Genomic DNA, 18991 nt, shown 5'->3' with positions numbered 1-18991 from the left:
TTGATCGTTCAATTAACTTAAAGCTGCTGTTCTTGGGGCTTCGCGGGAATCGCTTGTCGCTTCTGCGCAATTGCTCGTCGCAATTGCTACGTTAGCCGGCTTTTTGCCGGACAACTATGTGTCATGAGACTTCATGACCCAGCGACGCAGTTCGATTCCTCGAGGAGATGACGATGTGCCGATTCCCCCTGCTTAAGACAGGCGCGCTCGCGTGCGCCGCAGTCCTCAGCGCCAGCGCCTTCGCGGCCGATCCCGCCGCGTGCAAGGACGTGCGTTTCGCCGACGTGGGCTGGACCGATATCGCGGCGACCACGGGCGTTGCATCGACGATTCTCGGGGCGCTGGGCTATACGCCGACGAAAACGATCGCCTCGGTGCCGATCACGTTCGCCGGACTCAAGAGCAAGCAGATCGACGTATTCCTCGGCTACTGGTCGCCGACCATGGACCCGATCATCGAGCCCTTTACGAAAGCGGGTTCGATCAAGGTCCTCTCGACGCCGAATCTCACGGGCGCGAAATACACGCTGGCCGTGCCCGATTATGTCTACCAGGGCGGCCTGAAATCGTTCCAGGACATTGCGAAATTCGCGGACAAACTGCAAGGGCGCATTTACGGCATCGAACCCGGCAACGACGGCAACGCGCTGATCCAGAAGATGATCGGTGCGAACCAGTACGGCCTCGGCAAATTCAAGCTCGTCGAGTCGAGCGAAGCGGGCATGCTCGTGCAGGTGAACCGCGCCGTGCGCGAGAAGCAATGGATCGTGTTCCTCGGCTGGGAGCCGCATCCGATGAACGTGCAGATGAAGATCGACTATCTCTCGGGCGGCGACGACGTGTTCGGGCCCAATTACGGCGCGGCGCGCGTGCTGACCGCCGAACCGCCCGACTATGCGGCGCGCTGCCCGAACGTGGCGAAGTTCGTCTCCAATCTGCAGTTCACGACCGCCATCGAGAACCATTTGATGGTGCCGATCGCCAACAAGGAAGACCCCAACAAGGCCGCCGCCGACTGGCTGCGCGGCAATCCGCAGGTGCTCGACAACTGGCTCGCCGGCGTGACCACGCTGGACGGCAAGCCGGGCCTGCCTGCCGTGCGCGCCTCGCTGGGCGTGCATTGACGTGCCCTGGTCCGCGGTGAAAGCCGCGGACCACCCTGCGGTACATCCCTATTTGCGCGGCAATTTTGGTTGATTAGCGTTCAAAAGAGGAGGAGGCAGATGGAGCAAGCGGGAATTGGGACGCACGGCGCCGAGGAGAGCGCCGCACGAGGCGGTCATGGCCATGCGCTGCAGCGCGGCCTTACATGGAAAGATGCGTTCTGGGTGACGAGCGGCGTGCCCGCGGGCGTGCTGTTCACGATTGGCGGCGTATGCGCGACGATCGGCCAGCCAGCCTGGGCCATCTGGATCGCGTCGATCACGATGGGCCTCGTGCAAAGCGCCACGTACGCCGAGATTTCAGGGCTCTTTCCGCATAAATCGGGCGGTGCTTCGGTGTACGGAGCAATCGGCTGGGTGCGCTACAGCAAGATGATCGCGCCGGTTTCCGTGTGGTGTAACTGGCTCGCGTGGTCGCCCATGCTCGCGCTGGGCTGCGGACTCGCCGCGAACTACGCGCTCGCCACGCTGTTTGCGCCCGAGGCGGCCATCATGCAGTGGCACTGGACGCTCGCGAACCTCGACTTCATCAAGCCGGGTCTCACCCTGCGCATCAACGCCACCTTCCTGATCGCAGCGGCGTTCCTGCTCATCACCTTCCGGCTTCAGCATAGCGGCGCTTCCAAGGCCGCGAAAACGCAGAAGATTCTGGGTATTGCTTCGCTCACGCCGCTTTTGATCGTCGGACTCGTGCCGTTCGTCACGGGTGACGTGCCGGCAAAACATCTGTTTCCGCTGCTGCCGCTCGGGCACGATGCGCATGGCAATCTCACGGCGTCAGTTTTCGGCGCATGGAACGGGCAGGGCGTGGTCATGGCGCTGGGCGCGATGTTCATGGCGGGATGGGCGTCATACGGTTTTGAAACGGCAGTGTGCTATACACGCGAGTTTCGTGACCCACGGCGCGATACGGCGAGGGCGATTTTCTGGTCGGGCGCGCTTTGCCTCGTTGTCATGACGCTCGTGCCGCTCGCGTTTCAGGGGTCGCTCGGCACCGCGATGATGCTCGATCCGCGCATCGGCGACGGCACGGGCGTGGGCACCGCCATGGCCGCAATGGTGGGCGGCGGCGCCTGGGTGGGCAACGCCGTGGTGGTCATGCTCATGCTGTCCATTTTGCTGATCGTGATGACGTCGATGATGGGCTCATCGCGCACGCTCTATCAGGCTTCGGTGGATGGCTGGCTGCCGCGCTATCTCTCGCGGGTGAACGAGCATGGTGCGCCGACGGCGGCGATGTGGACAGATCTCGGCTTCAATCTCGTCCTGCTCGCGATGTCGGACTATATGACGGTCCTGTCGATCTCGAACGTCTGCTACATGTTGTTCGTTTTCCTGAATTTGCAGTCGGGATGGATTCACCGCATGGACCGTGGCGCGTGGGCGCGTCCGTTTCGTTGCCCGACGTGGCTGCTCGCGCTCGGCGCGCTGTGCGGGTATGCGAACCTCGTGTTCGTGGGCGCTGGCGCCAATCTGCAAGGCGAGGGCACGCTGCGCGATGGCCTCATTGCGATGCTGCTGATCGTGCCGGTGTTTGCATTCCGGCATTACTGGCAGGATCGCGGGCGGTTTCCGGCCGGCAGTGCGCTCGATATGGAAGTAAGCGTGCCGGCGCGCAGCCGGTGGTTGAATCTCGCGCCTTATGGCGCGCTCGTTGTGGCGGCGCTGACGATCGCGGTTTCGCATTGGCTGGCCGCTTCGGTCTGAGTTGGCTTCAGTAGTCGGCTTCAGTGTTGGCGGCATCATGCGGGCTAGTTGCCCGTGTGGTGCCGCTTTTTTGTTGCCTTGCGCGCACACGGGCTGAAGGCAACAAAAAAGGCGGCGCGCAGATCCCCGCGCGCCGCCTCTGGCCGATAAGCGTGTCTTAAAGCGTCACTGCGCGTACTTTTTCCGTACGCGCCGCGCCATTCGGGGCGGACAATCCCGCATCCCGAGCCGGCGCCCCGTTCGCCACGAAATACGGCGCATGCGAACGCGCCAGCGCGTCACGCCCGCGAATCCGGTCCGCAATCTTCTCCGCGATCATGATCGTCGGTGCGTTGAGGTTGCCGGTGGTAATGCGCGGCATGATCGACGCATCCACGACGCGCAGCCCGTCAACGCCATGCACGCGGCCTTCGCCGTCCACCACGGCCATATCGTCGTAACCCATCGCACACGAGCACGACGGGTGATAGGCGGTTTCCGCGCGGTTGCGCACGAAAGCATCGATCTCTGCATCGGTCTTGAGCGCCGCGCCGGGGTTCAACTCGCGTCCGCGAAAACGGTCGAGTGCAGGCTGCGCAATGATTTCGCGGGTGATGCGGATCGCGTCGCGGAATTCGCGCCAGTCGAGCGCTTCGGCCATGTAGTTGAAGAGAATCGACGGATGCTGGCGCGGATCGCGCGATCGCAGCTTCACGCGCCCGCGGCTCGGCGAGCGCATCGAGCCCACGTGCGCCTGGAAGCCGTGCATCTTGATCGCATTGCTGCCGTTGTAGTTGATCGCAACCGGCAGAAAATGATACTGAAGGTTCGGCCACGGATCGTCGTCGCGTGTGCGGATAAAGCCGCCCGCCTCGAAATGATTGCTCGCGCCAATACCGGTGCCGCGCAGCATCCATTCAATGCCGATGGCCGGTTGATTGCGCATGAGCAGCGCAGGATAGAGCGAGACCGGCTCCTTGCACTCGTACTGCATGTACATTTCCAGGTGGTCCTGAAGATTCTGACCCACGCCCGGCAGATCGAGCACAACGGGAATGTCGAGTTCGCGCAGCCATGCGCCAGGACCGACGCCCGAACGCTGCAGAATTTGCGGCGAGGCGATCGCGCCCGCGCACAGCAGCACTTCTCGGCGCGCATAGCGCGTCACGCGCGCGGGCCCATCGAGAAAGACAACGCCGCTCGCCCGCTTGCCGCTGAACAGAATGCGGTCCGTCACGGCATGCGTGACGATGTCGATGTTCGGCCGATGCTTTGCCTGATCCAGATAGCCGCGCGCGGTGCTCGCGCGCCGGCCTTTGGCGGTCACGGTGCGATCCATCGGCCCGAAGCCTTCCTGGCGGTAGCCGTTGAGGTCGTCGGTGCGGGCGTAGCCTGCCTGCACGCCGGCTTCGATCATCGCTTCGAAGAGCGGATTCACGCCCGGCTTGCTCGTCGTCACGTGAACGGGACCTTCGCCGCCGTGATAATCGTTCGCGCCGACGTCGCGCGTTTCGGCCTTGCGGAAATAGGGCAGGCAGTCCAGATAGCTCCAGTTTTCCAGGCCTTTGCGCTCGGCCCAGCCGTCGTAGTCGAGCGCATTGCCGCGTATGTAGCACATGCCGTTGATGAGCGACGAGCCGCCCAGCCCCTTGCCGCGCCCGCATTCCATGCGCCGGTTGTTCATGTGCGGCTCGGGGTCGGTTTCGTAGGCCCAGTTGTAGCGGCGCCCTTGCAACGGGTACGCAAGCGCCGCGGGCATCTGCGTGCGGAAATCGAAGCGGTAGTCGGGGCCGCCCGCTTCGAGCAGCAGCACCGTCGCGTCGCGGTCTTCGGTGAGGCGCGCGGCGAGCACATTGCCCGCCGACCCTGCGCCAATGATGATGTAGTCGTACTCTTGCGCTGCCATGCAGGACTCCCTCAGAAAACGGGCTGATACGGTCCCAGTTCCACCTGGACGGATTTGATGCGCGTGTAGTGTTCGAGCGTCGTGATGCCGTTTTCGCGGCCCACGCCCGATTGCTTGTAGCCACCCACGGGCATTTCGGCGGGCGACTCGCCCCACGTGTTGATCCAGCAGATGCCGGCTTCGAGCCGATGAATCACGCGGTGCGCGCGCGAAAGGCTTTCCGTCACGACGCCGGCGGCCAGGCCGTACAGCGATTCGTTGGCGCGCGCGATGACTTCGGCTTCGTTGGCGAAGGCGAGAATGCTCATCACCGGGCCGAAGATTTCTTCCTGCACGATGCGCATGTCGTCACGGCAGCCGGAGAACACGGTGGGCTGCACGTATTGACCGCGCGCGAACTCGCCCTGGGTGAGGCGCACACCGCCCGCGATCAGCCGCGCGCCTTCGCGCTTGCCGCTCTCGATATAGCCGAGCACCTTGTCGAGTTGCGCGGCGCTCGCGAGCGGCCCGAAGTTGGTGGCGGGATCGGCGGGATGGCCCACGCGGATGCGCTGCACGCGTTCGAGCACACGTGCTTCGAACGCGGCAATCACGGATTGGTGAACGAACACGCGCGTGGCGTTGGTGCACACCTGGCCGGCGCTGAAAAAGTTGGCGGTCACGGCGATATCGGCGGCGCGATCGAGGTCGGCGTCTTCAAAGACGATGAGCGGCGACTTGCCGCCCAGTTCCATCGTGACTTCCTTGAGCGTGGAGCCGCCTGCGGCCGCCATGACCTTCTTGCCCGTTTCGACGCCGCCCGTGAAGGAAATCTTTTCGATGCCGGGGTGCATGCTCAGCATGGCGCCCACGCGGCCGTCGCCATGCACCACGTTGAACACGCCCGGCGGCACGCCCGCCTCGATATAAATCTCGGCGAGTTTCGAAGCCGAAAGCGGGGTGATCTCGCTCGGCTTGAAGATCATCGCGTTGCCGGCCGCAAGCGCAGGCGCCGACTTCCAGCAGGCGATCTGCAGCGGGTAGTTCCACGCGCCAATGCCGGCCGTGACGCCCAGCGGCTCGCGCCGCGTGTAGACGAACGAGGTCTCGCGCAGCGGAATCTGCTGGCCTTCCAGCGCGGGTGCGAGACCCGCGTAGTACTCGATCACATCCGCGCCGGTGACGATATCCACGCTGCGCGTTTCGGCGATGGGCTTGCCCGTGTCGCTCGTTTCGAGCGCCGCGAGTTCGTCGTTGCGCTCGCGCAGCAGCTCGACCGCGCGCCGCAGCACGCGCGAGCGCTGCATCGCGGTCATGGCCGCCCAGACGCGTTGGCCGGCGCGCGCCGATTGCACCGCACGGTCGATGTCGGCGGCGCTCGCGTGCTGCACGGTGGCGAGCCTCGTGCAGGTGGCGGGATCGTAGGTGTCGAAGGTCTCGCCGCTGGTGGCGTCGGTGTAGGCGCCGTCGATAAAGAGGCGTTGCAGGGGAAAGAGAGACATCGATAGGCTCCGGGCCGGGTTATTTGGCCGACTTGCCTGAGCGCGGCTTAGCGCGCGCTTCGAGCAGCAGGTCGATGTAGTCGTTGGCCACGCGCAGCGCGGCCTTCGTGTCGAACGGTTCGCCCGTGAGCGCGCCGCGCAGCCACAGGCCGTCGATCAGCGCGGCGAGCCCGCTCGCGGCGCGCCGGGCCGCGGCGCCTGGCAGCACCTTCTCGAACTCCGCGCAGAGGTTCGAATGTAGCCGCCGCGTGTTGACGCGCTGCAGCCGGCGCAGCGCGGGCTGATGCATGCTCTCGGCCCAGAACGCGAGCCACGTCTTCATGACGGGCGAGTTCACCTGCGAAACGTCGAAGTTGGCCGCAACGATGGCGCGCAGGCGCGCGCGCGGCTCGTCTTTCGCGGCAAGGCGTCTGCGCACCGTGGCTTCCCAAAGGTCGTGCAGCACGTGGCGCATGGTGGCTTCGAGCAGGCCGTCCTTGCCGCCGAAATAGTGACTGACGATGCCGGTGGAGATTTTCGCGTGCTGCGCGACGGTGGCGAGCGTGGTGCCCGAGAGACCCGACTGGTCGATCGATTGCAAGGTGGCGTCGATGAGTTGCGCGCGACGCACGTCGCGCATTCCGATCTTGGGCATGGAGATTCCGGGCAATGCGGGAAGGTTTCCACTCTAGGTATTTTTTATTGAATGTTCAATCAATATAAACGTAGAAATGACGGGATCGGCGGATTTTACAAAGTCCGCGTCGGATTACCGATGATCGCCACCGCGCAATGCCTCGCGAGGCCCGCCACACAACGGTTTGCGCCTGTTTTTCAGGCCTTTTTTCGCTGCGGGCGTGTCGCGTTAGCGCCAGCGCGTGTCGTGTCTGCGCAAGTCGGGTGAGATTTGGACTTGTACGTTTTGATCCACCGCGCAAGACGCCACGCGCTTTCTGTGCGGCCCGACAACCTGTATCGCCAGACAAGAGAGACCCGACATCATGAGAAAACCGAATGCGGTGGCACTGAGCGGCATCGCGATGGCATTGAGCGCTGTTTCGACCGCAAGCCATGCCCAAAGCAGCGTCACCCTGTACGGGATCATCGACGCAGGCGTGACGTACGTGAGCAATGCGGGCGGTTCGCATCAAGTGAAATTCGACGACGGCATTGCTCAGGCGAACCGCTGGGGCCTCAAGGGCACCGAGGATCTCGGCGGCGGGTTGAAGGCCGTGTTCCAGCTCGAGAGCGGCTTTCACCTTGGCAACGGGCAGATCGCCAACGGCGGCTCGCTTTTCGGCCGTCTCGCTTATGTCGGACTCCAGAACGATTGGGGCACGCTCACGTTCGGCAATCAGGCCGACATGACGCAGGAGTTCGTGTATCTCTACAACGTCACGGCGTGGGCGAGCGGCTACGCGATCAACCAGGGCGACTTCGACCGCATGAACGGCGACCATCTGCCGAACGCCGTGAAGTTCATGTCGAACACGTTCGGCGGATTCCAGTTCGGCGGCATGTACTCGTTCAGCAACACGCCCGGCGACTTTCACACCGGCAGCGCCTGGAGCGCGGGCGCACAGTACCAGAACGGCCCGTTCGCAATGGGCGCGGCCTACACCCAGCTCAACAACCCGTCGGGCATTTACGCGTTCGACCCGTACAACATGATCGGCGTGCGCACGTTCTTCGGCAGGCCGACCGTCAGCGTCGATCCGGCCACGGGCGCGGTCAGCTCGCTCTATAGCGAGACGCCGTTCCCCGTGGACAAGCAGGCGACCTTCGGCACCGGCGCGAGCTACGCGATCGGCGACGTCACGTTGATGGCCGCTTTCACGTACACGCAGATCAAGGCGTTCGGCGAGAGCGAGCACATGCAGGTGGGCGAAGGCGGCGCGAACTGGCAGGTCACGCCCGCGTTCAGCGTAGCGGGCGGCTACCAGTACACGCACTTCGACGGCCACCACTGGAACCAGATTTCGGCGGGCCTGCACTACCTGCTTTCGAAGACCACCGACGTTTATCTCTCGGGCGACTGGCTCAAGGCCTCGCAAGGTGTGGACGCAGTGATCGGCTACAGCTTCACGCCTTCTTCGACCACCACGCAGGCCGATGTGCGCGTGGGCTTGCGGCATTCGTTCTGACCGCGCAGACGGATGTTTTTCCGCCGCAAGACCTCGGGAAAACCCGCGGTGCAACCCTGGCGCAACGCGCGCCCGAGTTGCCCGAAGCCCCGTCTGGCGGGGCCGTCCAACGGCGATGGCGTTTTTGTTCTATCGGCTGCCACGGCCTCTTTGGTCTACTTGCACTCAAGCTCATCCATGCGCTCAGCGCGAAGGGAAGTCAGATGAACGTCAGCGTTTTCGACCTGTTCAAGATCGGAATCGGTCCGTCCAGCTCGCACACGGTCGGCCCCATGGTCGCTGCGTGCCGCTTCGCGTCCCATATCGAGGACGCCAATCTGCTCGCCTTTGTGCGCCGCGTCAAAGTCGAGCTGTACGGCTCGCTCGGCGCGACGGGCAAGGGCCACGGCACCGACAAGGCCGTGCTGCTCGGCCTCGAAGGCAACTTGCCCGACTCGGTCGATCCCGACCAGATCGAGCCGCGTCTCGCTGCCATTCGCCGCGAGAAGACGCTCGTGCTGCTCGGCAAGCAGACCATTCGCTTCGACGAAAAGGAGTGCATCGGCTTCTTTCGCAAGACGATGGGCGGCGCAAACACGTTGCACTCGAACGGCATGCGCTTTCAGGCCTTCGACGAAAACGGGCAGTTGCTCGTTGAAAAGGAGTACTACTCGGTGGGCGGCGGCTTCGTCGTGAATCGCGACGGCGACCGCGTCAACGGCGTGCGCAGCGGACGCGACGTGCCCTATCCGTTCCGCACGGGCGACGACCTGCTGCGCGTATGCAGCGAGAGCGGGCGTTCGATCGCCGAAGTCACGTTGGCCAACGAGTGCGCCGCGCGCTCGCCGGAAGACGTGCGCGAAGGGCTGCTCGCGATCTGGCGCGCGATGGCCGCCTGCGTGGAGCGCGGCTGCAAGATGCACGGCGAGCTGCCGGGCCCGATGCAGGTGAAGCGCCGCGCCGCCGATCTCTCGGTGCATCTGCGTTCGCGCTCGGAAGAATCGTTGCGCGATCCGCTTTCCATGCTCGACTGGGTCAACCTCTACGCGATGGCCGTGAACGAGGAGAACGCGGCGGGCGGCCGTGTCGTCACCGCGCCCACGAACGGCGCGGCGGGCGTGATTCCCGCGGTGCTGCACTACTACGTGAAGTTCGTTGCGGGCGCAAACGAAGACGGTATCGCCAACTTCCTGCTCACGGCTGCCGCCATCGGCATCATCTACAAGGAAACGGCGTCGATTTCAGGCGCGGAAGTGGGCTGCCAGGGCGAAGTGGGCGTGGCGTGCTCGATGGCGGCAGCGGCGCTGGCTGCCGTGATGGGCGGCACGCCTGCCCAGGTGGAGAACGCCGCCGAAATCGGCATGGAGCACAACCTCGGCATGACCTGCGACCCGGTGGGCGGCCTCGTGCAGATTCCGTGCATCGAGCGCAACGCGATGGGCGCGATCAAGGCGATCAACGCCGCGCGCATGGCGCTCAAGGGCAACGGCGAGCACTACGTCACGCTCGACAACGTCATCAAGACGATGCGCGAGACGGGCGCCGACATGAAGACGAAATACAAGGAGACGTCGCGCGGTGGTCTCGCCGTGAACGTCATCGAGTGCTAACGCAAGCTAATGGTAACGCGCAACAAGGGGTCTGCGAGATGAGCCGCTATTCGATATTCAGTCTGTTCCGCAACGGGTTGTCGTATCACGAGAACTGGGAGCGGCAGTGGAGAAGCCCGGAGCCGAAAAAGGAGTACGACGTCGTGATCGTCGGTGGCGGCGGGCATGGTCTCGCAACGGCCTATTACCTCGCAAAAGAGCACGGCGTGAAAAACGTCGCGATTCTGGAAAAGGGGTGGATCGGCGGCGGCAATACGGCGCGCAACACGACCATCGTGCGCTCGAACTATCTGTGGGACGAGTCGGCGGCGCTCTATGAAAAGGCGATGAAGCTCTGGGAAGGGCTCTCGCAGGACCTCAACTACAACGTGATGTTCAGCCAGCGCGGCGTAATGAATCTCGCGCACACGTTGCAGGACGTGCGCGACACCGAGCGGCGCGTAAACGCAAACCGCCTGAACGGCGTGGATGCCGAGTTCCTCACGCCCGAGCAGATCAAGGAAATCGAGCCGACCATCAACCTCAATAGTCGCTACCCCGTGCTGGGCGCCTCGATCCAGCGCCGCGCGGGCGTGGCGCGCCACGACGCCGTGGCATGGGGCTTCGCGCGCGGCGCGGACCAGCACGGCGTGGACATCATTCAGAACTGCCAGGTGACGGGCATTCGCCGCGACGGTGCGCGCGTGACGGGCGTGGATACGTCGAAGGGATTCATCAAGGCGAAAAAGGTCGCCGTGGTGGCGGCCGGCAACACCACGACGCTCGCGGACATGGCAGGCGTGCGTCTGCCGCTCGAAAGCCACCCGCTGCAGGCGCTGGTTTCGGAGCCGATCAAGCCGGTGGTCAACACCGTCATCATGTCGAACGCGGTGCACGCCTATATCAGCCAGTCCGACAAGGGCGATCTCGTGATCGGCGCGGGCGTGGACCAGTACACGGGCTTTGGCCAGCGCGGCAGCTTCCACATTATCGAGGGCACGTTGCAGGCCATCGTCGAAATGTTTCCGGTGTTTTCGCGCGTGCGCATGAACCGGCAGTGGGGCGGCATTGTCGATGTCTCGCCGGACGCCTGCCCGATCATCAGCAAGACCGACGTGAAGGGTCTCTATTTCAACTGCGGCTGGGGCACCGGCGGCTTCAAGGCGACGCCGGGCTCGGGCTGGGTGTTCGCGCACACCATTGCGAAAGACGAACCGCATCCGCTGAACGCGCCGTTCTCGCTGGACCGCTTTTATAGCGGCCATCTGATCGACGAGCACGGCGCAGCCGCCGTTGCGCACTAAAGGAGACCACACCATGTTGCTGATCGAATGTCCGTGGTGCGGTCCCCGCGCCGAAATCGAGTTCACCTGCGGCGGCGAGGCCGACATCGCGCGCCCGCTCGACACCGACCAGCTCACCGACGAGCAATGGGGCGACTACCTCTTCATGCGTCACAACCCGCGCGGTGTGCATAAAGAGCAGTGGCTGCACGCGCAGGGCTGCCGCCGCTGGTTCAAGGCGACGCGCGACACCGTCACCTACGAGATCCAGAGTTACGAGACCTTCGGCGCGCCGAGTGTGAACAATGCGGTAGCAAATGAGGCGCAAGGCAACAAGCAAGGGAGCACGCAGCGATGAGCCAGAAGAACCGTCTGGGCGCCGGTGGGCGCGTCAACCGCGCGATTCCGCTGAACTTCACGTTCAACGGGCGCACGTATCAAGGCTTCCAGGGCGACACGCTCGCCTCCGCGCTGCTCGCCAACGACGTGCATTTCGTCGCGCGCAGCTTCAAGTACCATCGCCCGCGCGGCATCATGACGGCGGACGTGGCCGAGCCCAACGCCATCGTGCAACTCGAGCGCGGCGCGCATACGGTGCCCAATGCTCGCGCGACCGAAGTCGAGCTTTACCAGGGGCTCATTGCGACGAGCGTGAACGCCGAGCCCAGCCTCGAAAACGATCGCATGGCGATCAACCAGAAGTTCTCGCGCTTTTTGCCGGCGGGCTTCTACTACAAGACCTTCATGTGGCCGCGTAAATGGTGGCCGAAATACGAAGAAAAGATTCGCGACGCCGCGGGTCTCGGCAAAGCGCCCGAAGTGCGCGACGCCGACCGCTACGACAAATGCTTCGCGCATTGCGACGTGCTCGTGATCGGCGGCGGCCCTGCGGGTCTCGCCGCCGCGCATACGGCGGGCGCGAGCGGCGCACGCGTGATTCTCGTGGACGACCAGCGCGAACTGGGCGGCAGCCTGCTGTCGTGCAAGGCCGATATCGACGGACGTCCCGCATTTCACTGGGTCGAGAAGATCGAAGCCGAACTCAGGCAAATGCCCGACGTGAAGATCCTTTCGCGCAGCACGGCTTTCGGCTACCAGGATCACAATCTCGTGACCGTCACGCAGCGTTTGACGGAGCATCTGCCGGTTTCCACGCGCCAGGGTACGCGCGAACTGCTGTGGAAGATCCGCGCGAAACGCGTGATTCTCGCAACGGGTGCGCACGAGCGTCCCATCGTGTTCGGCAACAACGATCTGCCGGGCATCATGATGGCGTCGGCGGTATCGACGTATATCCATCGCTATGGTGTGCTGCCGGGCCGCAATGCCGTGGTGTTCACGAACAACGACGCGGGCTACCGCTGCGCGCTCGACCTGAAGGCATGCGGTGCCACCGTCACCGTGGTCGATTCGCGCTCGCAGGGCAACGGCGCATTGCAGGCCGCCGCGCGCCGCCAGGGCGTAAAGGTAATGCACAACGCGGCCATTCATTGCGCGCATGGCAAGCAGCGCGTGAGTTCGGTCGATGTGGTCGGCTACGCGAACGGCCAGGCCGGCGCGCAGCAGGGTACGCTCGCATGCGATCTCGTTGCGGTGTCGGGCGGTTTCAGCCCCGTGCTGCACCTGTTCGCGCAGTCGGGCGGCAAGGCGCACTGGAGCGACGCGAAGGCGTGCTTCATGCCGGGCAAGCGCGTGCAGGAGGAAGTGAGCGTTGGCGCGGCGGTGGGCGAATTCGGCCTGGCCCGCGCGCTCACGCAGGGCGTGGACGGCGGCATCGACGCGGTGAAGTCGCTCGGCTTCCCGGTCAAGCGGCCGGCCGTGCCGAAAGCCGCCGAGGTTGCGGAAACGCCGCTTGAGGCGCTGTGGCTCGTCGGCAGCCGCAAGGACGCGGCGCGCGGGCCCAAGCAGTTTGTCGACTTCCAGAACGACGTTTCGGCCGCGGACATTCTGCTCGCCGCACGCGAAGGCTTCGAGTCGGTCGAACACGTGAAGCGCTATACGGCCATGGGTTTCGGCACCGACCAGGGCAAGCTCGGCAATATCAACGGCATGGCGATTCTCGCCAGTGCGCTCGGCAAGACGATTCCCGAAACGGGCACGACGACGTTCCGCCCAAATTACACGCCCGTCACGTTCGGCACGTTTGCGGGGCGCGAACTCGGCGACATGCTCGACCCGATCCGCAAGACCTGCATTCACGAATGGCACGTGCAGCATGGCGCGGAATTCGAGGACGTGGGCAACTGGAAGCGTCCGTGGTACTACCCGAAGAGCGGCGAGAATCTGCACGCAGCCGTGAAGCGCGAGTGCCTTGCGGTGCGCAACAGCGTGGGCATTCTTGATGCCTCTACGCTCGGCAAGATCGACATTCAAGGCCCCGACGCCGCGAAGCTGCTCAACTGGGTGTACACGAACCCGTGGCTCAAGCTCGAAGTGGGCAAGTGCCGCTACGGCCTGATGCTCGACGAAAACGGCATGGTGTTCGACGACGGCGTGACGGTGCGCCTCGGCCAGCAGCACTACATGATGACCACCACGACGGGCGGCGCCGCGCGCGTGCTCACGTGGCTCGAACGCTGGCTGCAGACCGAATGGCCCGATATGAAGGTGCGTCTGGCTTCCGTCACCGACCACTGGGCGACGTTCGCCGTGGTCGGCCCGAAGAGCCGCAAGGTGCTGCAGAAGGTGTGCAAGGACATCGACTTCGACAACGCCGCATTCCCGTTCATGTCGTATCGCAACGGCACGGTCGCGGGCGTGAAGTCGCGCGTCATGCGCATCAGCTTCTCGGGCGAGCTGGCCTATGAGGTGAACGTGCCGGCCAATGCGGGCCGCGCCGTGTGGGAGGCGCTGATGGAAGCGGGCGCCGAATTCGACATCACGCCTTACGGCACGGAAACGATGCACGTGTTGCGTGCGGAGAAGGGTTACATCATCGTGGGCCAGGATACGGACGGGTCGGTTACGCCATTCGACCTCGGCATGGGCGGTCTTGTATCGCAGACGAAGGACTTTCTCGGCCGCCGCTCGCTCAAGCGTTCGGACACCGCCAAGGAAAACCGCAAGCAGTTCGTCGGACTGCTAACGGACGACGCGCAATACGTGTTGCCCGAAGGCGGCCAGATCATCGCGCCCGACGCGCAGGCGCGGCCCGATGGCACGACGCCGATGATCGGCCACGTCACGTCGAGCTACTACAGCCCGATCCTCCAGCGTTCGATTGCGCTCGCGGTCGTGAAGGGCGGCTTGAACAAGATGGGCGAGCGCGTGGTGATTCCCATGGCCGATGGCCGGCGCGTCAGCGCGCAGATCGCAAGCCCGATTTTCTACGACACGGAAGGAGTGCGTCAGCATGTTGAATGAAACGAAGGACCCCCTGCCGGTCGCGGAGCGCATCGTTGGCGTGCGCCTCGAGTCGCCGCTCGTCGGCGCAGCGGATCTGATCAAAGCGCAGGAAGGGCGCGCCTCGAAGGCGTTTGCCATGCGCGAGCTGCCGTTTCGCGACCTCGTGAACGTGCGCGGCGAATTGAGCGACCCGGCGTTCGTCGCGGCGTTCGCCAGCGTAGTGGGCTGCGAGCCGCCCGCCGCGCCGAACACCGTCGCACGCAGCGACCAATACGACGTGCTCTGGCTCGGGCCCGATGAGTGGCTCGTGCGCTCGCTCGCACCGGTGCAAACCGGCATGCTCGAAGCGAAGCTCGCCGCCGTGCTTGGCGATGCTTATGCGGCGGCCGTGGACGTCGGCAGCGGCAGCACCGTAGTCGAGATCGAAGGCACGCGGGCGCGCGACGTGCTCTCGCGCGGCTGTCCGCTCGATCTGCATGCGCGCCTGTTCAAGCCGGGGCAATGCGCGCAAAGCGTGTATTTCAAGGCGTCGATCGTGCTGATACCCACCGGGGACGACCGCTTCGAAATCGTCGTGCGCCGCAGTTTCGCCGATTACTTCTGCCGCATGATGGTCGACGCCGCGGCGTCGGTCGCGCCATGAAGATCGTCGATGCGGCGTTCGAGCCGGCGCTGGGTGCGATCGGGGCGCTCAGCCCGCACGACGAGCCACGCGGGCGCGGCTGGAGCGTGTTCGTCGAAGCGTTGAGCGTGCCGGCGCGCATCGGCATTTATCCGCACGAGCACGGCGCGCCGCAGCCGCTCGTGATCGACGCGCAGCTCGGCTATCGCTGCATGCCGCGCGAAAAGAGCGCAGCGGGTGAAGCGGGCGACTGGATCGACTACGACGGCTATTGCACACGTCTCGCGGATTTTCTCGGGCACAAGCCGCACACACGGCTGCTCGAAACGCTGGTGGCGGACATTGCGGCGTTTTCGTTTCGCGAATGGCCCGCGCTGGAAACGCTCAGGCTCGCGGTGCACAAGCCGAAGATCCGGCCGGGCACGCGGCGTGTGGGCGTGGCCCTCGACTGGACGCGCGCCGACTATCGACTATGGATTCGGGCCGATGGTGGCGGGCAGAACGCGTAGCCCGATGTCGGTGCAAAGCAAAGGTGCGTCGTTTTTTGCACATCGTCGTATGTGGCGGGCAGGCTAACCTCGAAGCATCGTTACCTCACGCGAAAGCCCGCGCGAGGAAGCGCTATCTAGTGAGCAGCGTTGGAAGCTGCATCAAACAGGAGACAGCGAGATGAGCGGTAATCGAGGCGTCGTGTATCAAGGTCCGGGCAAGGTCGAGGTGCAGAACATCGCGTATCCGAAGATGGTCGATCCGAGCGGACGCTCGATCGGCCATGGCGTCATTCTGAAGGTGGTCAGCACGAACATTTGCGGCTCGGACCAGCATATGGTGCGCGGACGTACGACGGCGCCCGTCGGTCTCGTGCTGGGCCACGAGATCACGGGCGAAGTGGTGGAAGTGGGCAACGACGTCGAAACGCTGAAGATCGGCGACCTCGTTTCTGTGCCGTTCAATGTGGCCTGCGGGCGTTGCGCGATGTGCCGCGAGCAGCACACGGGCGTGTGCCTGAACGTGAATCCCTCACGCGCGGGCGGTGCGTATGGCTACGTCGACATGGGCGGCTGGATTGGCGGCCAGGCCGAATACGTGCTCGTGCCGTATGCCGATTTCAACTTGCTGAAGTTCCCGGACCGCGATCAGGCCATGTCGAAGATCCGCGATCTCACGTGCCTCTCGGATATCTTGCCCACGGGCTATCACGGCGCGGTGACGGCGGGCGTGAAACCGGGTTCGACTGTTTATATCGCGGGTGCGGGGCCGGTGGGGATGGCGGCGGCGGCTTCGGCGCGCCTGCTCGGTGCGGCCTGCACGATCGTCGGTGACATCAATGCGGAGCGTCTTGCCCATGCGAAGGCGATGGGCTTCGAAGTGGTCGATCTTTCGAAAGACGCGACGCTCGGCGAGCAGATCGAACAGATTCTTGGCAAACCGGAAATCGATTGTGCGGTGGATTGTGTGGGCTTTGAAGCGCACGGGCATGGCGCTTCTGGGCACTCGGAGGAGGCGCCGGCCACCGTGCTCAATTCGCTGATGGAGATTACGCGGCCTGCGGGGATGATTGGGATTCCGGGGCTTTATGTGACAGACGATCCGGGTGCGCGCGACGTGGCTGCACAGCATGGGAGTTTGAGCATCCGCTTCGGGCTTGGCTGGGCCAAGTCGCATACGTTCCATACCGGGCAAACGCCCGTGCTCAAATACAACCGCAATCTCATGCAGGCGATTTTGTTTGATCGGTTGCCGATTGCCAAGATCGTTAATGTGTCGGTTATTTCGCTTGATGAGGCGCCTGAAGGCTATAAGAAGTTTGATGGTGGTGCGCCGCGGAAGTTTGTGATTGATCCGCATGGGTTGTTGGCGGCGTAGGTTTTTTTGTCGCCGGTTCGTGGGGCTTTGGCCTTTCCTTGTGTTCGTGGTGGTATGCGAGCGTTGCCCCTGTGCGGGGCGGCACCTACTTTTCTTTGCAGCGGCAAAGAAAAGTAGGCAAAAGAAAGCCGCTCAAACCGCCAGCGCCAGCCACAGTTCACCTCGCACCACGAAAGGTTAATGGCTCCGGAGCGTCTGTCATCTCGCACCATTCTCGTTAGTGACAAAGGGCTTGTCCGTTCCCGCTGCTCGCTACGCGCGCAGCGGCCGGGTCTGCAAGGGAAACCAAGGGGCATTGTCATGGGTAACGCAATGCAAGCGCACCACTGGTTTTAAGTTATGCCCTTCGGGGCGCGCAGCGCCACCGGAAGAATGAGCGCCTTGTCACTCAGTTCGGTGGTGCGAGATGACAGACGCTCCGGAGCCATTCAAGTGTGGTGGCGCGAGGTGAACTGTGGCAGGCGCTGGCGGTTTGAGCGGCTTTCTTTTGCCTACTTTTCTTTGCCGCTGCAAAGAAAAGTAGGTGCCGCCCCGCACAGGGGCAACGCATGCATACCGCCACGAACACAAGTTTCAAACATGCACAGTGGCAGGCGAAACAAGAGCCGCAGCAGGCGTATCCACCCCAGATAGGGGAGCGATCCGCTTCCGCCTTTCGCCGGTAGGCGCATTCCCAAACGCATCCCGATAGCTCTTGCTGAAGTGACAAGCGGATTGAAACCCGCAGGCCATCGTAATCTGCATAATCGACATATCGGTCTGCAGCAGCAGCTCGCGTGCACGGCGCAGGCGCAGCGTCAGATAGTAATGAGTAGGCGTCATGCCGAGATGCTCATGAAAGAGCCGCTGCAACTGCCGCTGGGACATATTCGCCAAACGCGCGAGTTCTTCACGCGAGAGCGGCTCCTCGATATTGTTCTCCATAAGCGAGATGACTTCGAAGAGCGACTTGTTCGCCGACCCAAGCCGGGCAACTAGCGGCATGCGCTGCTGAGCCGAGGTATCGCGCACATGCTCCACAACGAACTGCTCGGCAATCTGCGTCACGCGTGCAGTCCCCACACGCGCCGTGATGAGGTGCAGCATCATATCGAGCGGCGCAACGCCACCCGTGCAGGTCACGCGGTCGCGATCAATAACGAAGAGCTCCTTGAGAAACCGCGTGGACGGAAACTCTTCCTTCAGCGCCGACATGTTCTCCCAGTGAATCGCACACGCATACCCTGCCAGCAGCCCGGACTTCGCGAGCGCATAGGTCCCCGTGCAAAGGCTGCCCAGCGCAACCCCCATGCGCGCAAAGCGGCGCAACGCAGCGAGATGCGCCGCCGTGGTGGCGCGCTGCACGTCGATGCCGCCGCAAACGAACACGATATCGGGCTGCCCCACGCATTCGGCAGGGCCGGTGTCGATGGAAAGCCCATTGCTCGACGTGACCGGACCGCCCTCCGGGCTGATGATCGACCACCTGTAAAGCGGCTGCCCGCTCAGGTAATTAGCCATACGAAGGACTTCGATAGCGTTCGTAAACGCGATCATCGTGAAGTCGGGCAGCGGCATGAACGCGAAGTGCGCGAACGACGCTGTGCGATCCGGCAGCATGGGGGACGATTCCTTGTGATCGGTAGCCTTGTGCCCAGTGGGGGCCCGGTCAGGCCCGGGGGGCCGGCTACGCTACCGCAATTTTCGAATTTGGCGGGTCCAGTTTGCCATGCGGCAAAACCCTGAGTCATCTGGACAAAAATGCCAAACGCGGAAAAGAACGAGGGTGCGGGATTGGTGCACTGCGATGCACGATAAATAATTCGGATTGGGAAACATGGGGCACCGTGCACCTTGAGCGGGCGGGCGCAGCCAGGGTCACTTGTGAAAAATGGACGCGGATGGCGGAAAAGGAAAAGAACGCGTCTGAATTTCGACGTTGAGCGCCATTTCGAACGACAAGAATAGA

14 protein-coding genes are annotated in these 18991 nt (G+C 63.7%); 10 read left to right on the top strand and 4 right to left on the bottom strand.

Going from position 1 to position 18991, the window contains the following annotated elements; all coding sequences use genetic code 11:
* Positions 1 to 173 precede the first annotated feature (173 nt).
* Both U5A57_RS30550 and U5A57_RS30545 read left to right on the top strand, forming a co-directional pair.
* Positions 174 to 1124: a choline ABC transporter substrate-binding protein gene (locus tag U5A57_RS30550; RefSeq protein WP_321915410.1), complete on the top strand. Its 951-nt coding sequence runs from the start codon at positions 174 to 176 to the stop codon at positions 1122 to 1124.
* Positions 1125 to 1223: 99 nt separating this feature from the next.
* Entirely contained in the window at positions 1224 to 2870 is a 1647-nt protein-coding gene (locus tag U5A57_RS30545) for an APC family permease (RefSeq protein WP_415774679.1), read from the top strand.
* 157 nt (positions 2871 to 3027) lie between these two features.
* Here U5A57_RS30545 and betA read toward each other — a convergent pair whose 3' ends face one another.
* The 3 genes from betA to betI are packed head-to-tail and all read right to left on the bottom strand — an operon-like array spanning position 3028 to position 6870.
* Positions 3028 to 4755: a choline dehydrogenase gene (gene betA / locus U5A57_RS30540; protein ID WP_321915409.1), complete on the bottom strand. Its 1728-nt coding sequence runs from the start codon at positions 4753 to 4755 to the stop codon at positions 3028 to 3030.
* Positions 4756 to 4766: 11 nt separating this feature from the next.
* A complete protein-coding gene (betB, locus tag U5A57_RS30535) occupies positions 4767 to 6236 on the bottom strand; it encodes a betaine-aldehyde dehydrogenase (RefSeq protein ID WP_321915408.1) in 1470 nt (489 codons plus the stop codon).
* A 19-nt stretch (positions 6237 to 6255) separates the two neighbouring features.
* On the bottom strand, positions 6256 to 6870 hold the full coding sequence (gene betI, locus U5A57_RS30530) for a transcriptional regulator BetI (RefSeq protein WP_321915407.1): 615 nt from the start codon (positions 6868 to 6870) through the stop codon (positions 6256 to 6258).
* Between the two features lie 346 nt (positions 6871 to 7216).
* Between betI and U5A57_RS30525 the strand changes: the two genes are divergently transcribed.
* From U5A57_RS30525 to fdhA, 8 genes are all read left to right on the top strand, one after another.
* Positions 7217 to 8359: a porin gene (locus U5A57_RS30525; protein WP_321915406.1), complete on the top strand. Its 1143-nt coding sequence runs from the start codon at positions 7217 to 7219 to the stop codon at positions 8357 to 8359.
* A 203-nt stretch (positions 8360 to 8562) separates the two neighbouring features.
* Positions 8563 to 9948, top strand: coding sequence for an L-serine ammonia-lyase (locus tag U5A57_RS30520; protein ID WP_321915405.1), 1386 nt, complete (start codon positions 8563 to 8565; stop codon positions 9946 to 9948).
* A gap of 38 nt (positions 9949 to 9986) precedes the next feature.
* Complete coding sequence (locus U5A57_RS30515; protein WP_321915404.1) at positions 9987 to 11231, top strand: sarcosine oxidase subunit beta family protein; 1245 nt, start codon at positions 9987 to 9989, stop codon at positions 11229 to 11231.
* A 13-nt stretch (positions 11232 to 11244) separates the two neighbouring features.
* Positions 11245 to 11568, top strand: a complete 324-nt coding sequence (locus U5A57_RS30510; RefSeq protein ID WP_321915403.1) for a sarcosine oxidase subunit delta — start codon at positions 11245 to 11247, stop codon at positions 11566 to 11568.
* Positions 11565 to 14573 (top strand): sarcosine oxidase subunit alpha family protein, encoded by a 3009-nt coding sequence (locus tag U5A57_RS30505; RefSeq protein ID WP_321915402.1) that lies wholly within the window; start codon positions 11565 to 11567, stop codon positions 14571 to 14573. Before U5A57_RS30510 ends, U5A57_RS30505 begins: the two co-directional genes overlap by 4 nt.
* Positions 14563 to 15198, top strand: a complete 636-nt coding sequence (locus U5A57_RS30500; RefSeq protein WP_321915401.1) for a sarcosine oxidase subunit gamma — start codon at positions 14563 to 14565, stop codon at positions 15196 to 15198. The genes U5A57_RS30505 and U5A57_RS30500 overlap by 11 nt, the downstream gene beginning before the upstream one ends.
* A complete protein-coding gene (locus U5A57_RS30495) occupies positions 15195 to 15686 on the top strand; it encodes a dihydroneopterin aldolase (RefSeq protein WP_321915400.1) in 492 nt (163 codons plus the stop codon). Before U5A57_RS30500 ends, U5A57_RS30495 begins: the two co-directional genes overlap by 4 nt.
* A 160-nt stretch (positions 15687 to 15846) precedes the next feature.
* Entirely contained in the window at positions 15847 to 17043 is a 1197-nt protein-coding gene (gene fdhA / locus U5A57_RS30490; protein WP_069267059.1) for a formaldehyde dehydrogenase, glutathione-independent, read from the top strand.
* A 573-nt stretch (positions 17044 to 17616) separates the two neighbouring features.
* Here the strand turns inward: fdhA and U5A57_RS30485 are convergent.
* Positions 17617 to 18642, bottom strand: coding sequence for a GlxA family transcriptional regulator (locus tag U5A57_RS30485; protein ID WP_415774072.1), 1026 nt, complete (start codon positions 18640 to 18642; stop codon positions 17617 to 17619).
* Positions 18643 to 18991: the final 349 nt, after the last annotated feature.

It is taken from the genome of Paraburkholderia sp. J11-2 (assembly GCF_905220185.1).
In the GTDB taxonomy this organism is placed as follows: Bacteria; Pseudomonadota; Gammaproteobacteria; order Burkholderiales; family Burkholderiaceae; genus Paraburkholderia.
Note: the sequence above shows the minus strand (reverse complement) of the source record. Positions and strands in the feature narration are given on the sequence as shown.

Excerpts from the sequence above, each read along its gene's own strand:
- U5A57_RS30520 (WP_321915405.1), top strand. The coding sequence starts at position 8,563 with ATGAACGTCAGCGTTTTCGACCTGTTCAAGATCGGAATCGGTCCGTCC.
- betI (WP_321915407.1), bottom strand. The coding sequence starts at position 6,870 with ATGCCCAAGATCGGAATGCGCGACGTGCGTCGCGCGCAACTCATCGAC.
- U5A57_RS30505 (WP_321915402.1), top strand. The coding sequence starts at position 11,565 with ATGAGCCAGAAGAACCGTCTGGGCGCCGGTGGGCGCGTCAACCGCGCG.
- U5A57_RS30550 (WP_321915410.1), top strand. The coding sequence starts at position 174 with ATGTGCCGATTCCCCCTGCTTAAGACAGGCGCGCTCGCGTGCGCCGCA.
- U5A57_RS30515 (WP_321915404.1), top strand. The coding sequence starts at position 9,987 with ATGAGCCGCTATTCGATATTCAGTCTGTTCCGCAACGGGTTGTCGTAT.
- U5A57_RS30525 (WP_321915406.1), top strand. The coding sequence starts at position 7,217 with ATGAGAAAACCGAATGCGGTGGCACTGAGCGGCATCGCGATGGCATTG.
- fdhA (WP_069267059.1), top strand. The coding sequence starts at position 15,847 with ATGAGCGGTAATCGAGGCGTCGTGTATCAAGGTCCGGGCAAGGTCGAG.
- U5A57_RS30510 (WP_321915403.1), top strand. The coding sequence starts at position 11,245 with ATGTTGCTGATCGAATGTCCGTGGTGCGGTCCCCGCGCCGAAATCGAG.
- betB (WP_321915408.1), bottom strand. The coding sequence starts at position 6,236 with ATGTCTCTCTTTCCCCTGCAACGCCTCTTTATCGACGGCGCCTACACC.
- betA (WP_321915409.1), bottom strand. The coding sequence starts at position 4,755 with ATGGCAGCGCAAGAGTACGACTACATCATCATTGGCGCAGGGTCGGCG.
- U5A57_RS30495 (WP_321915400.1), top strand. The coding sequence starts at position 15,195 with ATGAAGATCGTCGATGCGGCGTTCGAGCCGGCGCTGGGTGCGATCGGG.
- U5A57_RS30500 (WP_321915401.1), top strand. The coding sequence starts at position 14,563 with ATGTTGAATGAAACGAAGGACCCCCTGCCGGTCGCGGAGCGCATCGTT.
- U5A57_RS30485 (WP_415774072.1), bottom strand. The coding sequence starts at position 18,642 with ATGCTGCCGGATCGCACAGCGTCGTTCGCGCACTTCGCGTTCATGCCG.
- U5A57_RS30545 (WP_415774679.1), top strand. The coding sequence starts at position 1,224 with ATGGAGCAAGCGGGAATTGGGACGCACGGCGCCGAGGAGAGCGCCGCA.